Annotated in this window: 18 protein-coding genes; 4 read left to right on the forward strand and 14 right to left on the reverse strand. The window is 54.1% G+C overall.

The features are described from left to right. Nucleotides 1-177: 177 nt before the first annotated feature. Nucleotides 178-402 (forward strand): hypothetical protein, encoded by a 225-nt coding sequence (locus HWX25_RS28985; protein WP_175911885.1) that lies wholly within the window; start codon nt 178-180, stop codon nt 400-402. Nucleotides 403-1,073: 671 nt separating this feature from the next. Here the strand turns inward: HWX25_RS28985 and HWX25_RS28990 are convergent. The 12 genes from HWX25_RS28990 to HWX25_RS29045 all read right to left on the reverse strand — a co-directional run bounded on the left by HWX25_RS28990 (nt 1,074) and on the right by HWX25_RS29045 (nt 15,206). After that, the gene (locus tag HWX25_RS28990; protein WP_175911886.1) at nt 1,074-1,628 is read right to left on the reverse strand and encodes a hypothetical protein; all 555 of its coding nucleotides are present in this window, start codon (nt 1,626-1,628) and stop codon (nt 1,074-1,076) included. Beyond that, the gene (locus HWX25_RS28995) at nt 1,628-2,254 is read right to left on the reverse strand and encodes a uracil-DNA glycosylase (RefSeq protein ID WP_175911888.1); all 627 of its coding nucleotides are present in this window, start codon (nt 2,252-2,254) and stop codon (nt 1,628-1,630) included. The genes HWX25_RS28990 and HWX25_RS28995 overlap by 1 nt, the downstream gene beginning before the upstream one ends. Nucleotides 2,255-2,259: 5 nt before the next feature. Next, nucleotides 2,260-3,243, reverse strand: coding sequence for a DUF3644 domain-containing protein (locus HWX25_RS29000; RefSeq protein ID WP_175911889.1), 984 nt, complete (start codon nt 3,241-3,243; stop codon nt 2,260-2,262). Nucleotides 3,244-3,311: 68 nt separating this feature from the next. After that, a complete protein-coding gene (locus HWX25_RS29005) occupies nt 3,312-3,737 on the reverse strand; it encodes a DUF3293 domain-containing protein (RefSeq protein ID WP_244138807.1) in 426 nt (141 codons plus the stop codon). 29 nt (nt 3,738-3,766) lie between these two features. Beyond that, nucleotides 3,767-4,498, reverse strand: a complete 732-nt coding sequence (locus tag HWX25_RS29010) for a SprT family zinc-dependent metalloprotease (protein ID WP_175911890.1) — start codon at nt 4,496-4,498, stop codon at nt 3,767-3,769. Continuing rightward, nucleotides 4,488-7,544: an HsdR family type I site-specific deoxyribonuclease gene (locus HWX25_RS29015; protein ID WP_175911891.1), complete on the reverse strand. Its 3,057-nt coding sequence runs from the start codon at nt 7,542-7,544 to the stop codon at nt 4,488-4,490. Before HWX25_RS29015 ends, HWX25_RS29010 begins: the two co-directional genes overlap by 11 nt. Further along, nucleotides 7,541-8,821 (reverse strand): restriction endonuclease subunit S, encoded by a 1,281-nt coding sequence (locus HWX25_RS29020; RefSeq protein WP_175911892.1) that lies wholly within the window; start codon nt 8,819-8,821, stop codon nt 7,541-7,543. The genes HWX25_RS29015 and HWX25_RS29020 overlap by 4 nt, the downstream gene beginning before the upstream one ends. Beyond that, nucleotides 8,812-11,262, reverse strand: coding sequence for a type I restriction-modification system subunit M (locus HWX25_RS29025; protein ID WP_244138808.1), 2,451 nt, complete (start codon nt 11,260-11,262; stop codon nt 8,812-8,814). Before HWX25_RS29025 ends, HWX25_RS29020 begins: the two co-directional genes overlap by 10 nt. A gap of 709 nt (nt 11,263-11,971) precedes the next feature. Beyond that, nucleotides 11,972-12,889: a hydrolase or metal-binding protein gene (locus HWX25_RS29030; protein ID WP_175911893.1), complete on the reverse strand. Its 918-nt coding sequence runs from the start codon at nt 12,887-12,889 to the stop codon at nt 11,972-11,974. A gap of 15 nt (nt 12,890-12,904) precedes the next feature. Next, complete coding sequence (locus HWX25_RS29035; RefSeq protein ID WP_175911894.1) at nt 12,905-13,903, reverse strand: lambda-exonuclease family protein; 999 nt, start codon at nt 13,901-13,903, stop codon at nt 12,905-12,907. A gap of 78 nt (nt 13,904-13,981) precedes the next feature. Next, complete coding sequence (locus HWX25_RS29040; protein WP_175911895.1) at nt 13,982-14,947, reverse strand: DUF932 domain-containing protein; 966 nt, start codon at nt 14,945-14,947, stop codon at nt 13,982-13,984. A 112-nt stretch (nt 14,948-15,059) separates the two neighbouring features. Next, entirely contained in the window at nt 15,060-15,206 is a 147-nt protein-coding gene (locus HWX25_RS29045; RefSeq protein ID WP_155632064.1) for a hypothetical protein, read from the reverse strand. Between the two features lie 214 nt (nt 15,207-15,420). Between HWX25_RS29045 and HWX25_RS29050 the strand changes: the two genes are divergently transcribed. Both HWX25_RS29050 and HWX25_RS29055 read left to right on the forward strand, forming a co-directional pair. After that, entirely contained in the window at nt 15,421-16,359 is a 939-nt protein-coding gene (locus HWX25_RS29050; protein ID WP_175911896.1) for an AAA family ATPase, read from the forward strand. Next, nucleotides 16,352-16,792, forward strand: coding sequence for a hypothetical protein (locus tag HWX25_RS29055; RefSeq protein ID WP_175911897.1), 441 nt, complete (start codon nt 16,352-16,354; stop codon nt 16,790-16,792). Before HWX25_RS29050 ends, HWX25_RS29055 begins: the two co-directional genes overlap by 8 nt. 115 nt (nt 16,793-16,907) lie before the next feature. Here HWX25_RS29055 and HWX25_RS29060 read toward each other — a convergent pair whose 3' ends face one another. Further along, nucleotides 16,908-17,333, reverse strand: coding sequence for a transcriptional regulator (locus tag HWX25_RS29060; RefSeq protein WP_175911899.1), 426 nt, complete (start codon nt 17,331-17,333; stop codon nt 16,908-16,910). A 1,168-nt stretch (nt 17,334-18,501) separates the two neighbouring features. On the opposite strand from HWX25_RS29060, the gene HWX25_RS29065 reads away from it, so the two are divergent. Next, nucleotides 18,502-18,801 (forward strand): hypothetical protein, encoded by a 300-nt coding sequence (locus tag HWX25_RS29065; RefSeq protein ID WP_175911901.1) that lies wholly within the window; start codon nt 18,502-18,504, stop codon nt 18,799-18,801. Nucleotides 18,802-19,014: 213 nt separating this feature from the next. On the opposite strand, the gene HWX25_RS29070 is transcribed toward HWX25_RS29065, so the two are convergent. After that, the gene (locus HWX25_RS29070; protein ID WP_175911903.1) at nt 19,015-20,622 is read right to left on the reverse strand and encodes a tyrosine-type recombinase/integrase; all 1,608 of its coding nucleotides are present in this window, start codon (nt 20,620-20,622) and stop codon (nt 19,015-19,017) included. Nucleotides 20,623-20,887: the final 265 nt, after the last annotated feature.

Raw genomic sequence — 20,887 nt, forward strand, 5'->3', positions numbered from 1 at the left:
TCATGGTCATCGGGATCATCCCCAAACACCCTGCCTGAAAAACTAGCAGGATAGGTTGATTGCCCGGCTCAGTTTTCAGTCGGCGCGATCCCTACAAGTGGCTCAATTTCCGGTCGGCGTAAACATACTGTTCCCAACCGTGCCGGATACTGCTGCGAGCCTGAGGGCGATGAGGGTATGTTCTACGTGCTGGCAGAGCCCTTTCGGAAGCAGGTTTGCGCAGGGTTGGACGCTAAGTTTGTTGTGGGCGTGTTGCGCAAGTACGGACTGCTCGAGCAGGATACTGTTGGGACCCGTCGGATACCGGGGCTGTCTGGTGGCCCCAAACGGGCCTACTGGATCAGCAGTCGAATCGTCGGCTTCGACCCGGAAGCGCAGGCGACGGGCACGCAGTCGACCTGATTAGATGGTGGCGTGACGGTCGTGACAGGGCCGTCATGGCCATTGCTCCTGCCAGAAGCCCAGACAGATGGCGTTGTGACGATGTGACGTTTGTGACGAGAAAAATTTTAATAATGCTAGCGAGAAACGACCCGATGATCAGCCGACGACGGCCCCAAGCGTAGTCCGTGGAACGGGTAGCGTCTTCATCAATGTCACAACCGTCACACCGTCACAATCCAAGCAGGGCAAGGGATGAGCGGAACCAATGACGTGGCGTAGATCGTCACGGCTGTTACATGGCCATTCACATGCTTCCGGTGATTGGCCAATCCTGCGATTACGCCATGCGGAACTTTCACAGCTCACTTGACCTGCCAGTCGGGTTCGAATACGACAGCGATCAATAAGTCGAATTCTTGCTTGTCCAGATCCCGGATCACGCCGAGTTGCATCAATGAGTTTGAGTGCGAAATCTTGCGGTCCTTTATCTGATACCTGACACCATCAACGTCCGTGGCATCGTATCCCTTCTCGGCACTCTTGTTTAGGTGTAGTCGGAGACGTTCGGTGACTAGCCATTCGGTGTAGTCACCGGTCGCGTTGTTCGATGAGAGCAATACGTCTCTGCGTCGAAGCTCGTCGAGGACGTCGCCATGTATCGCCAAAAGTCCATTATTTGGATCATTAGCCTATGGTCTAGGTGGCTCTGGTATCTGAATTCCTAATTTGATGTACAGATTGTTATTCAATAGAATTCGGATACCCTTATGTGCGATCTCAAGATCAACGTTCGTGTACCCGGTAGGAAATGCACTTGAGAGATGAGCTAGTCCTTTGTTGGCAAGTTCAAAAATAGACACCAGCGCTCGCTCCGCTTGGTCCTTAGGGCCATTATAGGTGTTTAATGCTATAGATGGCGGGACTTTCGTTAAAGCCACGCCATTAATTTCAAAGTGCTCGATGGCGATATCGTCTCGGCGACGATTTTTTGCCGCAACAAGCTTCCCTTTCTCGGAATTCAAGCCTAAAAATTCTAATAAAGATCTTGCGTGAATGAACCCAACTTCGATTAAGGGGTTTAAAAGTGCGTTCACGTTGCCTTGGAGGATTTGCTTCCCATCTACAAATACCTTCATCTCTTTTGGTGAACTGAGTTCGTTGTGTATATTGTAAGCCCACATCATACTGTCAATGGCCTGAAGTCGATAGGGAATCCATTTGTAGAGAATTTCGTTCTTGTTCATTAGCCGCCCTCATTATCGCCAGATTCGGCCGCTGCCGCCCACTGCTTCGGTATGAGATCCCACATCGCTCGGTTGGTGCTTCTGACCTTGGGCGACGGATGGGCTGATGTGAACACCTCGAACCGCAAAGATCGCATGAACTCCTCTGCCTTTCCTGCTTTGCGACCAACGAGAACGACGGTCCTTAGTCTAGGCAGCAGGCCAACGAGATTCTTCACCTCTTGCAATCCTTCCCTGCATTCCACAACGCTGACTTTAGTGGTACCGTTCCAGCCCGGCACAACGTTCCAGAGCACCGTCCGCCTTCTCTCGATGTTCGCTTCGACCATGAACTGAAACAGGGCTTCAGCCGTCGGGTCATCATTGTTGCGGGAGATAAATCCGGAGCCTTTTCGCTTACCCGTGCTCGACGTCATCGGTCCGGGCTTCTCGAGCAAAAAAAGCATATCCGCCTCAACTCCACCGTCGGCGGGGTCAAAGTCCTGGAATTCCCAAGTCGGATGCTTTGCCCGCAGCGACTCCACATACGCCGTCAGAGGTGTAATGTATGGTTGGTTGAGCATCGTACGGCGACGAGCAATCGCCTCAGGATGCTTGAACGATCTTGGAGTGTTGATGTAGTCCATCAAATCTACCGATAAAGGTGAGCGTTGCTATCGCAATGAACCTTCACTTGTTCAAGCCAAGCCTCATACCAGTACCATGCGGTCACCACCTGCACACCTAGGCCCTTTGCTGGATTCTTTGCGTCGGCACGTTTCCAGAGTTTTGTATGTTCATGCATGTTGAACGTTGGATAACCAGCTTCCTGCATCGCACTTACAATCTGCTTTGGTAGGTATTTGGGGCGCTCTGTCTCTTTTATAACCGCATATTGCGCATTGATCCCTTTGGCGAGTTCTGAGTCGGCTTTGATAAATTCAATTACCTGATCAGCCTGCCCCTTTCTGTTAGCGGTTTTTGTTACAAAAAGAACGCGATACGCAAAACGAGGGTCATTAAACTCTTCTTCAGATAGCTTAGCGTCGAATCCGGTGATAAACGCTAGAATATGAGCTGGCAATCCTTCAGTTTTTCCCAGTAGATCCACATGCTCCTTTGTCAAGGATGAAAATTGAAGACTGAATGCCAGATGCTTGTCGATCCCGTACTCGTCACCAAAAAGTTTTTTGATTAGATCGTTGTAGTTGAGGCAGCAAGCCTGAAAACGAGCGCTCAGAAATTCATCAAGCCGGCTCGTCATTTGATGTTCGATCTCGTGCCTAAGGCCTATCAGGAATCTTAAATTGTTTGAAGCATTCTTATCAACCGGTGAAGCTTTATCATTAAGACACCTCTCAAGCTCCCAGTATTTTATTGCCCCAGATGCGGTTCTATCGAACTTTCGACGGCCATTTTCAATTCTGTGGTGACGGTACTCGATTCTCTTTTTTCGGTAGTGGGCGTGTAAAAGATACGTCCAAGAGATAACCATCAAAACAATAAAGATCTCCGACTTGAACGTGATTGCCGGGTTGTTAAAGACCTGCACTGCCGCCAGGGCCGCCTCACGAGATTTCTTCAACAATTCATTTGAGACGGAACCGACAGATCGAACCCTCTTTATGGTTGCCATGTTTTATGTCGGAAGTAGGAAAGGAAATGTGACTCGGGCGTGCGCAGTGTGAACAGGCCGAAGACCTGTCACCGCAGCAACACCAACTCCGGCACTGCGTTTGCCCCAGACCATATGATGGCATTCTGCTCGTGCTGCATGCCAATCGCCTTCGCTTCCTCAAGCGAGATTCCTAGCACGAGAAAGCTCGGCTCAGCCCACTCGCTGGACGGGTGTCGACCGACACCAGGTAAAAAGCGTAGGCTCCGTGCTGTCAACTCGTCAGCCAGAGCCTTCTGGCGATTGGCGTTGGTCTCGTCATCGCATTTCCGGCTGTAAGGATTCCATGCGGTAACGAAAGCACTGGACTCGACGCCTGCTGCTTCGTGTAGTGCAGTAAGTGCATCGTTCTGCTGGCCCACAAGAAGCGTCATGGGCGTCTCGCCATCCACGCAGTAATGCGTTTCACGATAGGCTTGGATCGTGGCTGGATCGATGTTTGAAGTTGTGGTCACGGGCGCTCCCCGATTGTTCCCTGGTCTGTTCAATGGGTCCAGTCGTCATGTGCCAACGGCGCCCGATTCAATTCTTCACGATAGGTACGCCAGTGCGATAGGTGACGATCCATCAACGCCGTGAACCGGTCATTGTGGTGCCGCTCCACCAAGTGAACCATCTCGTGAACGAGCACGTATTCGAGGCACTGGGCTGGCTTCTTCGCTAGTTCAAGATTCAACCAAATGCGACCGGCACCGATGGTGCAACTGCCCCACTTGGTCTTCATCTTCTTGATGCCCCAATCGGCCACTTCGACGCCAAGCAGCGGCTGCCACTTCTCCAGCAGAGCGGGGACCATCGCCTTCAACTGTTCTCGGTACCAACGCTCGACTATTTTCAGACGTTGCTCGACGCCTGTTCCAGGCCTAACCTTGATCTCCATCGTGCGCATGTTACGCAAAACGACTGTCGAAGGACCGTCGTGATACACAACCCGGATTCGGTAACGGCGCCCCTGGAAAAAGTGACTTTCTCCGCTGACCATCTCTCGCTTCGATTGCCGAGGCTGCGCTTCAAACTTCTGCTGCTGCCGTCGGATCCAGCCCAGCTTTCCGATCACCGCCAGACGAACGGCATCGTCGCTCACCGAGAACGGAACGGCGACACGAACCCGGCCATGGGGCGGATACACCCCCAGATGCAGGTTCTTGATGTCCTTACGGACAACTTCGACCGACAGGCCGCTGACCTTGATTTGCCGATAAATCTCAGTATCCATGCTGACTCTTGACGAGGTCTAGAATTGCATCGACACGGGCATCGCCTTCTCCCAGAACGGACTTGATGGCGTTCCGGATTTTCCGGGTCTTCATCGTATTGCTGCGCCAGTCGTCCTGGCGTGCAACTAGAATCGCATGATCGACGTTCACCGCCAGATTTTCGTCTTTGTCAAGGTTGTCGTACAGGGCTTTCTGTTCGGCAGTTTTTAGCGAGGCAGGGTAAGTCGATCCAGACGTCGGGCTTTGTGCCTGCTTTGCCAGCTTGACGAGTTCGGCCAGGTATTCCTCGTACGCGAGTGCGTCAGTTTTCCGCTTCTCGATCAGGGCGTCCAGCAGTTCCGACATTTTCTCGTAGTACTTGGGATTTACGGGCTGTTCGTCAATGATCAGTTTCCGGACGTTGTTTTCGATGGTCTCCGCAACGGCATCCTTGTCCCCACGAATCCCCTTGGGCAGCGCATCTACCGCTCCCACGCCTCGCTCAACGATAAGCTGGATCAACGACATATCGTCGAACGCCGAAATGATCTCGCTGTCGTCGGCCCGGATGTACGTGTCGATCAGGTGCCGCATTGCAGGTTCGTACATCTTCAGGTCGATGTAGTCACCACTGGCAAGCTTGACCTCGTTGCGAACCTTCTCGAAATGGCTGGTTTCGTCCTTCAGGTTCTCAATTTCCGCAGCTGTGTAGCCTGCTTCCTCAAGGTCGCTAGCGATGGCGGCATAGGCCCGGATGAACGCTGCTGCAAACTTGTACAAAGCCAGACGCTTCGGTTCGTTCTCTTTCAACTGCCCAGCGTTACCGGAGTCCTTGGCGCAGAAATATCGAAGATATGCCGCTGTGTCTTTCGGGGTTTCGACGGGTTCGCAAAGCGCCTTAATAGCCTCACGGGCTTCTTCGAGGTCCTCACGAGCCTTGGTCAGTCGGTCCTCAAGCAGTCCAGCAACGTCGTCCTTGTCGTAGCCGTCGAGTGCGCCTGAGGTGTAGTCGTGAACTGCACTGCCGATGCTCTTGAACAGGTCCTTGTAGTCAATGATATAGCCATACTCTTTGTCGTCTCCGTCGAGTCGATTCACACGGCAGATTGCCTGGAACAAGCCGTGATCCCGCATCTGCTTGTCGATGTACAGGTACGTTGCGGAAGGTGCGTCAAAGCCGGTCAGCAGCTTGTCAACGACGATCAGCAGCTTCATCTGTCCCGGCTCGTCGATGAATTTTTTCTTGACATCCTTCTCAAATGCTTCCGGATCCTGACAGTTAAGCATCTTGTTGTAGATCTCATACTGGCTCAGTTTTTCGGTGAGACCTTCGGTGCTTTCGCCTTTGATGTCAGAAGTGGCTGGTCGATAGCTGGTGACGATCGCACACTTGCCTGCAAGGTCAGTCTTGCTGAACAGTTCGTAGTACTTGCACGCCTGATAGATGCTGCCCGATACGAGCATGGCGTTGCCGTAGCCGCTTATCAACCGGACCTTGGTTGCCATGTCGAGCAGAATATCGGCAACAATCTTTTCAAGCCGGGACTGGCTCGACAGAACCCGCTGCATGGTCCCCCATTTCTGCTTGAGCTGGGCCTTGGCAAGGTCCGTCAATTCTTTGGTCTTTGATTCGAACCACTGGTCGATCTTCTTCTGAGACGTGATGTGCTGGTCGACGTCACGTGCTTCATAGCGGAGATCGAGAACCACGCCATCTCGAACCGCTTCGTCAAATTTGTAGGTATGGATGTACCGTCCAAAGACTTCAAGGCTCGTGGCCTTGTCTGCCTTGAGAAGGGGCGTGCCCGTGAAGCCGATGAACATTGCATTCGGCAGAATGGCCTTCATCGCCTTGTGCAGCTCGCCGGATTGGGTACGGTGGCACTCGTCAACGAAAACGTAGACGTCGCCCTTGGCCCGGAAGTCGGGCGGGAGCGCTCGCTTCATCTCCTCGACGTACCCAGAAACGTCGCCGAATTCCTCGCTATCCTCCTTGCCGCCGAACTTGTGGATCAGCGAACAGAGCAGCCAGGGTGTCGTAGCGTTGAGCTTGGCAATCAGATCGGCGCCGCTTTTCGTGCGATAGATCTCCTCGTTGACGCCCTTGAAGACTTTCTCGATCTGTTCATCTAACTCGGTCCGGTCGGTGATGATGAGGACACGGGCATCCTTCACGTTCTCCCGAATCCACTTGGTAAGCCAGACCATCGTGAGGCTCTTGCCCGAGCCCTGCGTGTGCCAGATGATGCCGCCTTCCCGCCGCTTTACGTGGTCTTGCGCCGCTTTCACCCCGAAATACTGGTTCTGGCGGCAAAGCTTCTTCGTGCCTGCGTCGTAGACGATGAAATCGTGGATCAGTTCAAGGAAGCGGACCTTGCTACAGACCTGGGTAAGATGACGGTCGAGCAAGTTGTCGATCGGGCTTTCTTCCTTCCAGGTGAGGTAATACTTCTCCGGCGTCTCGATCGTTCCGTATCGCAGGCCTTCAGTGTCGTTTCCAGCCATGACGAACTGCATCGTCGAGAAGAAGTGCTGGATGAAGACCTTTTTCTGGTTGTCGAGGTTTTGCCGGATGCCTTCGGAGACTGAGACGGTCGAGCGCTTCAGTTCGAGCACACCGAGAGCGATGCCGTTCACGTACAGAACGATGTCTGGACGCTTCGTGTTGGCCTTCGCATCGGCGCCGCTGACGGTCACTTCCTCGGCAATGGCGAAATCATTGCTGAGAGGCTTCTTCCAGTTGATGAGCCAGACGGTCTGTACCTGTTCGCCGATTTCCGGCTTGACCTGGACCCCATAGCGAAGCAATTCGTACACGGCCTTGTTGCGGTCGTAGATGCTCTTGCTTTGGTCGCCGGCGGCCTTGTCAAGAAGGTGTATAGCTCGGGAGATGAGGGCGTCGTCGTAGCCCTGTTGTTTCAGGAAACCTTCGAGCAAGCCATGGTCAACATTCCGGTTGCCGACACGGTCGATCCAATTCCCCAGGTACTCATACCCCAGCGAGTCCCGGAACAACTTGACGACACGCTCTTGCGTCTTCTTCTCGATTTGGCCGACGGTGCTCATACGAGTCGAATTCTCCCGGTCAACAATTCTTGCATCATGCCTTGCTTGAGGGCACGGGTCTTTTCTCGTTTTTGTTCAAGTGCTGTAATGTCAGCGTCCATGTCCGAAAGGACGGCTGCGATGGCTTTTTGCTCATGAAGTTCAGGATTTACGACCGAGAGATTCTCAAAGGTCTTCTTGGAAACTATGGGTGTAGCCGTGATTCCTGCATTGGCAAGTAGATACTGTTTGGCCGTTGAGAACAGGTAGTACAGAAACGTCGAATCATGATTAGCATTGGGAATGATCGCATTGATTTGCTGATTACAACTCCCCTCGGTTTTCAGAATCGCAACTTTGCCTACACTGGCAATGCAAGTTACCAACACGGATCCAGGCGGAAGAATCCGTATTGCTTCTAGTCCATCTCTCGTTAGCAGTCGGTCCGACGTGTACATGTCGCGCTCGGTCGAAATGTCAGTCGGGGTAATCCACGGATAAGAGCCGTTCCAATACTCCCTCCGTGTAGTCGAGGGTGTGCCACCGGTAACAACCTCACCGAGTTCTTCAACTTTAGATATGTTCCAATCCCCCGGAATCACTCCCACCTCGGTCTGTCTGTACTCTGACTTCAATTCGCCAAACCCCGGCAAACGTTGCTGACCCGTGAGCAACTGCTGCATCGTGGCCTGCTTGATGTCACGCTTTTTGGCGATGAGCTGATCCAGCGATGAGATCAGTGCATCGACGTCCGAGAGGGCAATGGAAATTGCGATTTGCTCATCCTTCGGTGGAACGATGAAACGCAGCTGTAGAAGATCCCGGGTGTATATTGCCGCAACGCTAGTCGTGCCAGTTGCAAGCGCTCTGAGCGCAGAAACCGATCTTTTACTGTTGAATGCATAGTTGGCGTAGGCATTGGACGAAATTTCAGACTCTTTGAACTCTAGTCGCATCAAGTTCGAGTTGTAATATGCTACCGGGAGCTCGTTCCGCCAAATTGCAACCTTTCCCACCAGGTCCAGCGTGTTCCTGGTGTTAAAGAGAACATCTCCATAGAAAAGCCTATCGATTGGACCCGGGGTAACACCCCGGTCGATATACTCAACCTTTCCTATATCGATGTAACCTCTTGCTAGATTTCCCATCTTTATCAGTGGGTAACTCGATTCTCTGTCGGTGCTCGGGTAGTTACCGCCAAGCCGACCACGCTCCATTAGGGTACCGAGATGCTTGACGTGCCAATCTTCCGGGATCGCTCCCACCTCGGTCCGCTTGTACCCCGGCTTCAGTTCCATGCGAACCCCATCTTCTTCAGGTGTTCATCAACACGAGCAGCAAGGACTTCAACCTCAGCAGTAAGCTTTGGCAGCGGCGTTGCGTAACGGTCGGCCAGTTCCTTGATACGACCCGTCAATGCCTGAGACACACGATCAAGCTCGGTCTGGACGTCTGCGGCGAGTGTAGCTAGCCACTTATCGTCGACAACCAAGGTCTTGGTATCCACTGCGGTCAGCTTGCCGTACTGCGCCGCTACCTTGGCATCGAGAGCCTTCTGGGCGTCCTTTACCTTCTTGTTCGCCGCAGCTTCCTGCTCGATCAGTTCGAGGTATTCGTTCAGAATCTTGCGTTCGTCGGCTGCGTCAGCGTCTTTCTTGATTTCCGCCAAACGGGCCTTGACGCTTACCTTCGTGAGTTTGCCCTTCTCAGTCTTGGCTTCGGCCAGCAGGCCTTCGTCACCGCCGTGCTCTTCGTCGAGTTCTTCCATCTGGCGGGAGATAGCGTCACGCTCAGCTTCGAGCTGTTCGATGGCCTTCGTATCGTCGGCGAAGTATCGAGCCACGATAAGCGAAGACGGGATCAAGTCCGTGTTTGGCTTGCCGTCAGCCAGCGCAGTCCAGCCGTCATGAACCAGCATGTATACATCGTCCTGCATGGTGTCCGCCCAGTAGCTCATCAGATGCTGGTACACGTCGTAGGCATCGAGAAGCGGTACGGTCTTGAACGTGTCGAGCAGGCTTTCCGAGATTGTCTCGACCAATGCCTTCGGATGGCCTCCGATGGAGATGCCCGTGAGACGTGGAAAGCTCTCTGTCTTCCATTGTGCGAAGCACGAGTTGACCGTTTCCTTGAATGCAGAGAACTCGGAATGTCCAAAGATAGTTGCCTTGACATCGCCTGACGCAACCTTCAACTGACTGTATCCCGACCGTCCAGCGGGTTCGAATAGGACATTCCGAACGCCGGGCAGTACCGCCCAATAGCGACCGAGGTCGTCAATGTCGTGATCCGGAATGCCGCCGAGCAAGTGGGCGGCGATGTCCTGCAAGTCTTCCGGCTCGGTACTGTCGATGTAGCGAGGAATGTTCAGGTTGAAGTCGTTGTCGCCAATTTCCGAAACGGGCACAAGCCGAGAGAACTTTGGAATCTCAGCCTGCTTGTTGAAGGCGTCGACGATCTTGTGAATGTCTTGGGCACGTAGGCGGTTCTTGTTGCCATCCTTCACGAACCCCTTGCTGGAGTCGATCATGAAAACACCCTTGCGGGCGGCAGCGTGTTCCTTGTCGAGGACGATGATGCAGGCAGGAATGCCCGTACCATAGAACAGGTTCGCCGGAAGCCCGATGATGCCCTTGATGTAGCCCTGCTGCACGATACGCTTCCGGATGACGCCTTCCGCACCGCCACGGAACAAAACTCCGTGTGGAAGAATGATCGCCCCCTTCCCGGTGCTCTTCAACGATGTCAGGATGTGCAGCAGGAATGCGTAGTCGCCGTTCTTCTCAGGCGGAATGCCGAACTCAAACCGGCCAAATTCATCGTTCGCCGGGTCGAAGCCGTTACTCCACGCTTTCGTCGAAAAGGGCGGATTGGCGACCACAAAATCAAACGTCTTGAGCAGCCCGTTCGGATGCTTGAAGTGCGGGCTGGACAGCGAGTTGTCCTTCCAGACTTCGGCGGTTGGGCAATCGTGCAGGATCATGTTCATCTTCGCCAAAGCTGACGTGGCGTTGTCCATTTCCTGCCCGTAGATCGTCAGGTCTATGTGCGCCGTGCCTTTCGCTTCGTCGTGTGCCTTGATGAGCAGCGATCCCGATCCGCACGTCGGGTCATAGATTGTTTGATCGGCGCTTTTGGCGCTACCAATGCCGATCACCTTTGCCATGATCCGGGAGACTTCCGCTGGCGTATAGAACTGGCCTTTGGCCTTGCCCGATTCGGTAGCAAAGTGCCGCATCAGGTACTCATATGCGTCACCGAGTATGTCGTCGCCTTCGGCACGATTCGACCGAAAGTCGAGGTCGGCGTTGTCGAAGATGGACACGAGGTTGGAGAGGCGATCGACCATCTCCTTGCCTTTGCCGAGCTTTTCCGGGTCATTGAAGTCTGCGACATCGATGACACCCTTGAGATCGTTTGCCTCGGCAAGCTTGCTGATGATTTTGTTGAGCTTGTCGCCAATTTCCTTGTCGCCCTTCAGGGCGATCATGTCGGAAAAACTGCCACCAGTCGGGACGTCGAGCAGAGCGTCGGGCTGACCGGAGTACTTGTCGGAGACGTACTTGACAAACAGCAGAACCAGCACATAGTCCTTGTACTGGGAGGCGTCCATGCCGCCCCGAAGTTCGTCGCAGCCCTTCCAGAGGGAACTGTATAGCTCGGATTTCTTGATTGCCATAGATTCGTATTGACAGATGCGGCGAAAAATGTTGAGGCTGCAGCCAGTCAGGAACTGCATACCGGATTCGTTCGGGCAATTTTACAGGTGTCGTTGGCGATAGAGCGGCGATTCGTCAGACAGCACGGCGGGTGTGCTTCGGGCGGCAGAGATCTGGGCAGGGCGTGACAGGCGTGACGTCTGCATGACAAGTCGTTTCGGCTGGAAACCAGCTCCAGACAAGGGGTGTGGCAATGTGACGGATGTGACAGAGAAAAAAATACCAACGTAGGGCCGGCTCGGGATACGGCTGCCGTCGTGCCTCCGTTCAATTCTGAACCCGATTCAATGCTGGTTTCTGGGCACGTCACATCCGTCACAGCGTCACAATGCTCGCTGCAAAAGGGGCGCTTGTGTCACGGAGCGGAATGGGCGGTGTCACGGACGTCACAGGAAGGGGCGAGTGGAGCAGCAAGCTACGAGCTCAAGTGACCGCCGTCGCCCACGAATTTTAAAAACTGGTGGGCGATCGGATATAGGAAAGCCACACCGTTGCTTCGTTTCCGGCGTCGAGCATTTCCTAATATATAGTAGAGAGTGATTCTGGCGACCCGCCGACGCCTTGGCCGGGGGGCAATGGAAGCTAAAAAAAGCCCCCGCCGCCGAAGCAGGAGCAAACGAGCGCCTCAGCGCCCGAGAATGCAGCAAAGCAGCTTATGTCCAAGCCACAGCCAGACCAAGCCGACGCCGATCAGCAGAAACGGCGCAACGGTGAGGAACAGGATCGCATTCAGGAAGACCATTGCGCACCTCCCGCCACCTTCGCAGCCTTCCGTTCGAGATTGTCCTTCAGGCTGGCGGGAACGGAACCGTTGTCGGACTCTGCGCTGGCGTCGCCGTGATTGCCGACCTCAGGATAGAACTCCTCGACTACCGCAGGAACGTCCTCCCCTGATTCTTCGAAAGCGCCGTTTCCGAACCCAGCCCGAGCAGCGTCATCGAGCGCAGCCTGGTCGAAACCTGAAGCTTTGCGCTGACCGTCCAGTTCCCGAGCACGAGCGATCGCTTCTTCAAGCGTGAAGCCTGACTGCACAACGATGTCGACGTAGTAGATGGCCGAACGATAGCTTTGCGTCGTCGATTTCCCTCGCAGCTTCAATTCGAGCGGAATCGTCGCCAGCAGCCCACCCGAAACAGCATTGAAGTACTGGAGCCTCGCCGTCAAGCTTCGAATCGAGTTGAACGAAGTAGTTCTGAAGATGAAGGAACCCAGCTCGTCCTCATCGCCGATCACGACGTTCAACCGACCATATGGCTTGCAGCCGCCTTTGCTGTATTGGCAAGCATCGGGGGAGGGACACGGCAACATTTCGACGCCTTCGTTCGTGACTCGCTTGCAAGTCTCGCCGTTGCCAACGCAAATCGGACGCCCAGTCTCACGGTCAAACAAGCTGTATTCGGCACGCAGACTCAATTCTGGGTCATTGAAAAGTACACGAACGGGGATTGAGCGAAGTTTCCCGCCACCTCCAGCTTTGCGCAAGGCTTCGTCGAACGGGTGCAAAACCCACCCGTCACGATTCTGAATCTGCGTTGTGATCGTGAACTGGTCGTCTTTCTCTGGCAATCGCTTGCCGTTTTTCTCGACCACACGTCCAATCGAGATCCGCCCAACGACGGGCGGCGTTATTGCAAGACCTTTCAACATGGTTGCCTCCCTGGGCTAGACTGAGACGAGGAAACGGCGGGAACCGGGCTTGGTGATGGTGTACTGCGATGCAATTTCCGGGTGATGGGCCAAAAGTTCCTTCAGGTCGATGCCCGAACTGTCCTTGCTGCGTTTCCACGAAACCTCGCCCGTCTCGAAGATGGCCCGTGATGCCTCGCCCATTGACTGCTGGATGCGTTGCTTGAGCTGACATTCGACTTCTTCCCGAGTCTCGATTTCGGCACGGACGATCACGAGATTGGCAAACGTCGCTGATAGATTTCGGTCGTCGGAGAAGTCGACCGTGCTTCCGGCGTCTCTCGGAAACAGGCAACGCAGAGCACGATCAGCCGAGTCGGAGCCATCGGCAGGCGGTGGAGTGTCGCTTTCCACGAACTGCCAAAAGCGAGCTTCGAGTTCGATCAGCTTTTCGATGAGTTCGTCGTCTCGGTCGATGCGATGCACGTCGAGCTGCTGGCCGCACACGAGTACGGCGACGTGAGCAGCCGGCTTTCCGGTCACGGCGAGTTGGTGCTGGACTTGCAACTGGACGTATTCCGGAACACCGTCCCGCCAGAGCTTCGCCCCGTTAATGCCAGCGGTCTTGCATTCGAGAATCTGAACGTCGGCGCCGGTCACTTCCCGGTCAAGGTTGGCCAACATGAAGTTGACGCTCGGATGCCGAAGAACTGCGTTCACCTTCCGAACACGATTACCGGTTTGTTGGCTATAAGCTGCAGCGACGATGGGTTCGAGTAGCGCCCCCCAAAAGACTGGATGGGTGGTGTCCTTCGGATCGGGCTTTTCGAGGTCGACATCACGGCCAGTCTTTTCGAGCCACAACTCCAGTTGCGACTTGTAGGGGTTGAGGCCAACGGCAGCAGCAGCATCCGAACCGCCGATCCCGGATTTCCTCACCGTCAACCAGTCTTCACGGTCGAGGCCTTTGGTGTCGACGAGTCGAAGCGCTGGCTTGTTCTTCGTGGGCTTGTCAGCCCGTATCGCAATGCTCATGTTTCGCTCCTTCAATGAAAGAAGCCCGGCGAATCGAAGTTCAAACCGGGCTGCGGAACTGCTGGGGGAGTTGAGGAATCAGGCGACGAGATGCAACGCTTCATCCCAGGCCTTCTGCTTGATCGTTGCTCCCGCACCGAACCAGGCGGCGTCGAGTCTGTGGTCTTCGCTTCGGGCTCGGCGTTGATGGTCAACGAATTCCGTTACAGCATTGACAAGCCCCCAAGCGGTTCCCGAAGCCGAGGCGAGGTCGGAGCCTTTCCCACGACCAGAGAACAACTCCGCTGCAACCTTGACGGCTCGTTCGTTCGTCGCAGTTACGGGGCCGTCCTTGGCAGAGCCACCGGGATAGGCGAGAACTCGGCGGAAATACTCGTGGGCAGTCTCCTGCTTGACCTTCCGCTCGGCCAAGGCCTTCATGCGATAGATGAACTCGTCCCAGTGTGAAACTGCAATGCCCAACTGGCGTTTGACGGCTTGGCCGTCGAATTGGCTTCGATGCGGGACCTTGACTGCTCCTGCATTGTCGCCGAGCGCTATGGCCAACGTGTTATTGCAGACGACACGCACACTCGTGAACTGCGCCGTCGTTGCCAGCGTCCCGTCGCACGCCGTCGCAAGCAGGAGATAGCCGTTGATTTCATCCCGGCCTTTGAGCGATACCGACTGCCCCGTGCGAGCCAAGGCCCAGAGCTTCTTGCCGCCTTTCAAGACGCCAGCGGTTTCCAGCTCGAATCCGCCGACTTCGGTGAGATCCTTATAGAAGGACAAAACCTCGTTTGGCTGCACAACGTGATACCGATTCGAAACAACCGAGAGCGGCTCTTTCGTATCGCTCCGATACAAGACCTTCTGCTCGGGAAAGGCATGGATTGAGCCCAGCCCGCCGCTGCCAGCGACAAAACGGACCTCGGCCTCTTCTATGCTCCAGTCCATGCCGGCCAGCTTGGCCCAGACTTCAAGCGGTTGTTTCGGAGCGAGGTGGTTGCCGAGTCGATGCCACGGTACTTCACCGACATAGGCCATCGTTTGAACGAGATGCATGAGAACTCCTGTAAATGGACGAGCACATCCAGCCCGGACGAAGCCGGGCCGATCATGCGGTAAACGGTGGAAAGAGTCCCGCCAGAACAGCGAGACGAACGATCAGACGGGGTCAGCAGCAAGCGAAGTCCGGATCGTAGTCGGAACCATCACCCGGGCGGCGAAGGTTGCCCATCAGGCGTTCCTTCAGATAGGCGGCGACTGCGCTTACAGCTTCGATCAAGACAACGAGGAGGAAACTTACAACGGCGTTTTTCATGGAAACTCCTTGGTTTGTGGAGGCTGGTTGCCTCCTGTATGGCTCTTATACCAAGGGCGAGGGGTGAAATCTAAATTGAACGAGTCGTCGGCATTGACGGCGCATGGCGCTGTTGCATATGCTTATCAAGCGAGAAATTGGTTGCCTGTCTCGTCCCTTGATCTGCTGCGGGGGCTAGTGTCATAAACAATATTACAAGCATCGAGAGGATTCTATGGAAACGGTTGCAGTTATTAATTACAAAGGCGGCGTTGGAAAAACGACGGTCACCGCAAATTTGGCCGCCGAACTTGCTTGGCGAGGAAAGAATGTGTTGGTTCTTGACACCGATGCACAGGCCAGTCTGACATTCTCATTTGTTACCCCAGATTATTGGGACGCTGAGCTCGAAAAGACGCACACGATTAAGTCATGGTTCGATGCCATCAGCGAAGGAAAAGCGCCCCCTTCTTTGAGCGACTTCGTTTACACGCCGCCCCAGGTTAATGGCAGGGTCGGCCGAAATGGCGGGAGCTTGGACATTATCTGCTCCCATCTTGGGTTGCTTAATGTTGATTTGGAGTTGGCCACTCTGCTCGGTGGCGCAAATCTTGCGCAATCGAAGAGGAATTACCTAAAAGTTCACGGGCAACTGAGGCGTGCCATGAATCAGCTTGCCGACGAATCAAATTATGATATCGTTCTCCTTGATTGTCCGCCCAATTTTAATATAGTGACTAAGAATGCAATTGTCGCATCCGAGAAAATATTGATTCCCGCAAAGCCGGATTATCTGTCAACTCTTGGAATTGATTACCTTCATCGAAGCGTGAATGGGCTTGTTAAGGAGTTCAATGAATACTCCCGGCTTGAAAATGATGAGGAGTCGATCTCACCTGAAATTATGGGTGTTGTATTTACAATGATTCAGTATATGAATGAACAACCCATCGCTGCGCAGCGCCAATTCATGGCGACTGTAAAGCGGGAGGGAATTCCTGTATTCGAGAATTTTTTTAGGGAGAATAAATCTATTTTTGCTGATGCGCCACAGCAACTGATTCCGGTTGTGCTTAATCAATACAATTCTCAGACTCATAGTCAGGTTGTAAGTGAGATTGAGAATTTTGTTGACGAATTCGAGTCGACCCTGGAGGTTGCTGAAGATGAGTAAGGGAAAGTTTGTCGATATTTCCGCTCTAGATAAAATATTTCGGGCTATAAGGGCTCTGAGCGAAAGTGATCTTCAAAAGCTTGGGGATTCAAATTTCGATGTTCAAATAAAATTTTCCCGCAGGCGCATCGACGATGCTCCGCAGGTCTCGACATTTCCGCTGGAAATGGTTGCGGCGAAGCTTACTGCGTTTGACGATCGAAGAGAGGCTCAAATTTATTTGCGCTCTGTTGCGGAAACAAAAAAGGATCTTGAGCGGGTTGCGCGTCATTTTGAGATGGTCATTTCCAAACAGGATACCGTCGACGTTCTTGCAGATCGGATTATCGAAACTACGGTAGGCGCCCGTCTTAGATCTCGTGCTATCCAAGGTACTGCAGCTTCAGAGAGCATCGCCGATCAATCACCGGAAAAAAAGACTGAATCGAGTTAAGTAGGTTTAATCAAATGCCCATGGCGGGTACCTTGTCTCGACCAAAGGCCCGCCGTGATAAAGCGGTACTGCGCTGATATGGCCGCCTAAGTGACCGTAGGAACGGCGGCAACTCTTACTCCTTCCACACCTCGCCGTCGAGGCTGAACTGTTCTATCACCCCTTCAACAAGCTGACGCCGGTAGGCGGACAGGCTCCGGAGGCGTCGCAGCAATTCCAACTCTTCGACCGTTGGCTGGATCACTTCGGCAGTCGGCTTTGCGCTTTTCGCAGGCCGGCTACGCTTCATGTCCGTGACGCCGAAACGCAGCCACTGCTCGGATACGTCGAGCCAGTCCGCCAGCGTTTTAATCTTGTCGACGGTCGGGCGAGCGGAACCCGTCAGCCATTTCTGTGCTGCCTGAGGCGTGATCGGCTCGCCATGCTGGCGCAGATTGAACTGGGTAGCAAGTTCCGACGCCGTCTCGATACGTTTCGAGCTGCGCTTGAGGGCTTGCTTCAGTCGGGCGGCGAACGCCTTTTTCTCGTCCAGTGTCGGCATCCCGCAAGCATCGGATAATCGTCGCCTGTCGTGATAACCAAATGGTTGTACGTGAAAACTGAATAGTTTAGGCTTGTGCCTCGGGGTTCAACTATGCACAAGGAGCCAGTGGTGTCAAACAAGAACGGAATAATGAACAGTGGGGCGGCAGGTACTGCCGTCGGGGCCACTCTGAGGCAGCGTCGTACGAGGCAAAGCGCATGCACGAATGGACGGGTAAAATTGGCGGTGGTATCGCTGTTGCTTTCAATCTTTGCTTCGCCGACCATTGCACTTGCGGACAGAATACAGGGATTCGACCGCTTCAAATTTGGCATGACCCTTGAGGAAGTTAGGACCGTCGGACCCGGCTGTTGGGCAATGCAGCCGAATGGCCCAAACTCTGTTTCGGCACTTTGTAAAGGGATAAGCACTCCAGCGGGCGGACCAGAGTTTTTCTTTGATTCAACGTCGAAGCTTCTGAGTGGGATTCGGATCGATGTGGTTGGGCCAGCGACGGAGGGGGATGCCAGAGACCTAATTCGATCCCTGAGTCGGAAATACAAATCAACTTACCAAATCAGTGACGGTGACATTCCGTCTTTTTTCTCAAATCGTCAGGGTGATATCGCTGTACTTGGCGCTTGGGAGGATTATGGTGTGATTTCGTTTGCGTATCGATACGGAACGAGTCGACAGTACGTCGGAATTTATATGATGTACTATTCAGATGCAGCTGCTGACCGTATGCGCCAAAGGCTGGCTCCAATTATCGGTGCTCGAAGCGGAAGTGGGATTGATACATCCAAGTATTAAATTGAATCGGTGGGCACCGTAGCGTGCCCCTTGCCTCATCGTGACGGCTGTGACATAGCGGAAAGATGACCGTGACGGTGAAAACCTATACGACACGGCGGTTGTGACGATGTGACGGATGTGACGTGATGGGTTCGCAGGATCAGAGAACCGGCTCCGATACCGATAGGCGAGCCAGCAGTCTTGGCAGCACCGACAGACGGTTGAGCTATATATATTTGTTCGTCACAAACGTCACATTGTCACAACCCAGTAATGGCGGGATTTTTCGGCTTGCCTCAGCCGTCACGCAATCGTCACGCTGTCATAAATCGTCACCCCAGAGCCACACCCCCTCATCGCCCGCCTTGGCGATAGGCTCAGCAGTCGATAATTGAACAAAATTCAATCTTGCTGGGAATCTCGAACTAAAATATTTTTAGATAAGAACATATCAAGAAATTATCTTGATGTTGACAACAAAATCGAGGAAAAAATGTTCAATTCTGAAAACTATGTTCGTACTGCCGTTGACCGAATTGGTGGTCCAACTCGGGCAAGCAATCTCGTTGGTGCGAGCAATGCCACGATTCATGCCTGGATCAAGAATGGCCGCATTACAAATATCGACAAGGCTCGGATCATTGCAAAAGCGGCAGGAATGGAAGTCCAGATGCTGCGGGGGACGAGATGACCTTATCCCGAGTGCCACGACTCAAGGCACAGAATCGTATCCGGAAGGCGGTGGCCGAATACACCGAGGGCGAGGTGACGCTCGCAGGGCAGGAATATGACAGTGGAAACATGCATACGCTGAGCCAGCGGGAAATCAACGACGGAGTAATCGCTTTCCTTCTCCAATGCAATATTGCTGCTGGCTCAGCGGGGGACATTGATCTTTATGGGCTCATTGCGACGTATCTGAGGAATCCAGCGATCCGGCGCAAACTGAATCAGGTGGTCGGTGACAGGGGCGCTGTAGGATCTTTGGGTAATCAAGTCGGTTCAATGCGTCCAACATAGCCGGAAGGGTTGCCGCTGCCGTGTAAATTCGACGGCCACTTGAACCTTGAGCTGCGTGGCCTGTAATCGAATCAGCGGTGTTTTCGCTCACGTCCTTAGCTGCCAGTGAAGAACGCATCCAGTGGCGAAACTTGTGCGTGCCGGCCAGTCGTCCAAGGGGGAGACGGAGCTCTTTGCGCAATTTTGCGAACCACCGGGTATAGGTTTCCGCTGGGGTATGCACCCGCCCGTGTAGGCTTGGCATTGCGTGGCCAGTTTTGCCCATCGTCTCGGTTAGCCAGTCGGAGAACCACGGATCGCACCTCAGGTGATCGGCCAACGGAACGTATCGTTCGCTCTCGGCTGTCTTGACAGTGCCAGCTTCGGCGGTGATGTGTATCGCCAAAACGCCATTGATTGCGACGAAATCTTCGCATCGGAGTTGGGCGATCTCTCCGACACGAGCTCCGGTATGTAGCAGGAGCAGCAGGATCGCCCGAGCATCATTGGGCTCTACGGCAACCCACTGGTACGATTCGTCCATCTGTTCAGAAAACAACGAACAACCAAACAAGATAGCCAGTTCTCTGTCGTTCCACGGCGTGCGTTGCTTGGCTCCGAGGCTTGTGTCGAAAGTAAGGTCCATCGGATTTCGGTCCAGCAAGTCTTCTCGCACGGCAACATTCACCAAGGCAGTGATTGCTGCGGCGACATTGCCTGCAGTTTTGCGTCCAATGCCGCTATCTTCGTCTAGCAGGGATGCAACGAATTTGGAGCCAGTCGCTTTCGAGATCTGATCAAGCGGAACCATTCCTACTGCTGCTTCGAAGCGCCTGAGGGCCCGCTCAGTGACGCCTTTTGCATCATTTCCCGGTGCGTTCCAGCGGACCCAATGCGGGACGACGTCTCGAAGGGTCATCGTGACCTTTGCCGGAGCTTGGGCACGGCGGGGGGCAACTGGAGTCTTGGTCTGAATCGTTGCGTTGAGAGGTTCTATGGCTTCATTCGAGCCATCCTGCGGCCTTTCCTGCCATACGGCAACGACCGAACGGGCAATCTGGTTCATGCATGCCAAGCCTTCCTGAGAATTCCAGTCGGCCCGGATGCCCCAAGATTCTGCAATTCGTTCGGCATAGTCTCGGGCGATGTCCAAATTTCCACCCTTTAGCAAGGCCCAGTTGACAACTCGATTTCCAGCATCGGCTTGGGCGGCGAGCGACTGCGCCTCTTCGGCAAACCGCTTGGCGAGAGCGGGGAGTATCGGCACGAACGGAAGAGGGGCGGACGCCGCTCTCAACGCTGCAAACTGGTCCCGATACTCTGCGATGATTTTGTAAGATTTCGTAACTGCTTCGTCCCTGTTTCTCGTCTTGAGCGAGGCTCGATAAGCATCGGTCGGCAGCTTACCGTTAGGTAACCGAGGCCATAGGTGGCGGATGTCGTCCGGAAGGCCGACACGGATGTAAAAAATGGAACCACGCAGGCTGACTCCAGTAGGCAGGCGGGCGCTCATTGGCTATTCTCCATGAACTGGGGCAGTAGCGATTGACACACCAAATTGACACACTCCGGGGAGCAGCCTCGCCTTAATCGGCGCCAGCAACCTGGTCAGGTCGGGAACGAAGCAGCCACAATCGTTTTCCGCCAGTGCCGAGGGTCGGGCTCGTCACCTTTCCTCTCGCCCCGTTCGCCGGGCGTTTTTTATTTCTGCGTCATTCTCCGTTTTACCTGCGTGTTGCCCGTTTCCCGCACCGCTTCGCGTGTCGGCGCAACGCAGC

This window comes from Burkholderia sp. BCC1640 (genome assembly GCF_902833125.1).
Lineage (GTDB): Bacteria > Pseudomonadota > Gammaproteobacteria > Burkholderiales > Burkholderiaceae > Burkholderia > Burkholderia diffusa.

Coding starts and splice junctions, on each gene's coding strand:
- HWX25_RS28985 (WP_175911885.1), top strand. CDS start 178: ATGTTCTACGTGCTGGCAGAGCCCTTTCGGAAGCAGGTTTGCGCAGGG.
- HWX25_RS28990 (WP_175911886.1), bottom strand. CDS start 1,628: ATGAACAAGAACGAAATTCTCTACAAATGGATTCCCTATCGACTTCAG.
- HWX25_RS28995 (WP_175911888.1), bottom strand. CDS start 2,254: ATGGACTACATCAACACTCCAAGATCGTTCAAGCATCCTGAGGCGATT.
- HWX25_RS29000 (WP_175911889.1), bottom strand. CDS start 3,243: ATGGCAACCATAAAGAGGGTTCGATCTGTCGGTTCCGTCTCAAATGAA.
- HWX25_RS29010 (WP_175911890.1), bottom strand. CDS start 4,498: ATGGATACTGAGATTTATCGGCAAATCAAGGTCAGCGGCCTGTCGGTC.
- HWX25_RS29015 (WP_175911891.1), bottom strand. CDS start 7,544: ATGAGCACCGTCGGCCAAATCGAGAAGAAGACGCAAGAGCGTGTCGTC.
- HWX25_RS29020 (WP_175911892.1), bottom strand. CDS start 8,821: ATGGAACTGAAGCCGGGGTACAAGCGGACCGAGGTGGGAGCGATCCCG.
- HWX25_RS29025 (WP_244138808.1), bottom strand. CDS start 11,262: ATGCAGTTCCTGACTGGCTGCAGCCTCAACATTTTTCGCCGCATCTGT.
- HWX25_RS29030 (WP_175911893.1), bottom strand. CDS start 12,889: ATGTTGAAAGGTCTTGCAATAACGCCGCCCGTCGTTGGGCGGATCTCG.
- HWX25_RS29035 (WP_175911894.1), bottom strand. CDS start 13,903: ATGAGCATTGCGATACGGGCTGACAAGCCCACGAAGAACAAGCCAGCG.
- HWX25_RS29040 (WP_175911895.1), bottom strand. CDS start 14,947: ATGCATCTCGTTCAAACGATGGCCTATGTCGGTGAAGTACCGTGGCAT.
- HWX25_RS29045 (WP_155632064.1), bottom strand. CDS start 15,206: ATGAAAAACGCCGTTGTAAGTTTCCTCCTCGTTGTCTTGATCGAAGCT.
- HWX25_RS29050 (WP_175911896.1), top strand. CDS start 15,421: ATGGAAACGGTTGCAGTTATTAATTACAAAGGCGGCGTTGGAAAAACG.
- HWX25_RS29055 (WP_175911897.1), top strand. CDS start 16,352: ATGAGTAAGGGAAAGTTTGTCGATATTTCCGCTCTAGATAAAATATTT.
- HWX25_RS29060 (WP_175911899.1), bottom strand. CDS start 17,333: ATGCCGACACTGGACGAGAAAAAGGCGTTCGCCGCCCGACTGAAGCAA.
- HWX25_RS29070 (WP_175911903.1), bottom strand. CDS start 20,622: ATGAGCGCCCGCCTGCCTACTGGAGTCAGCCTGCGTGGTTCCATTTTT.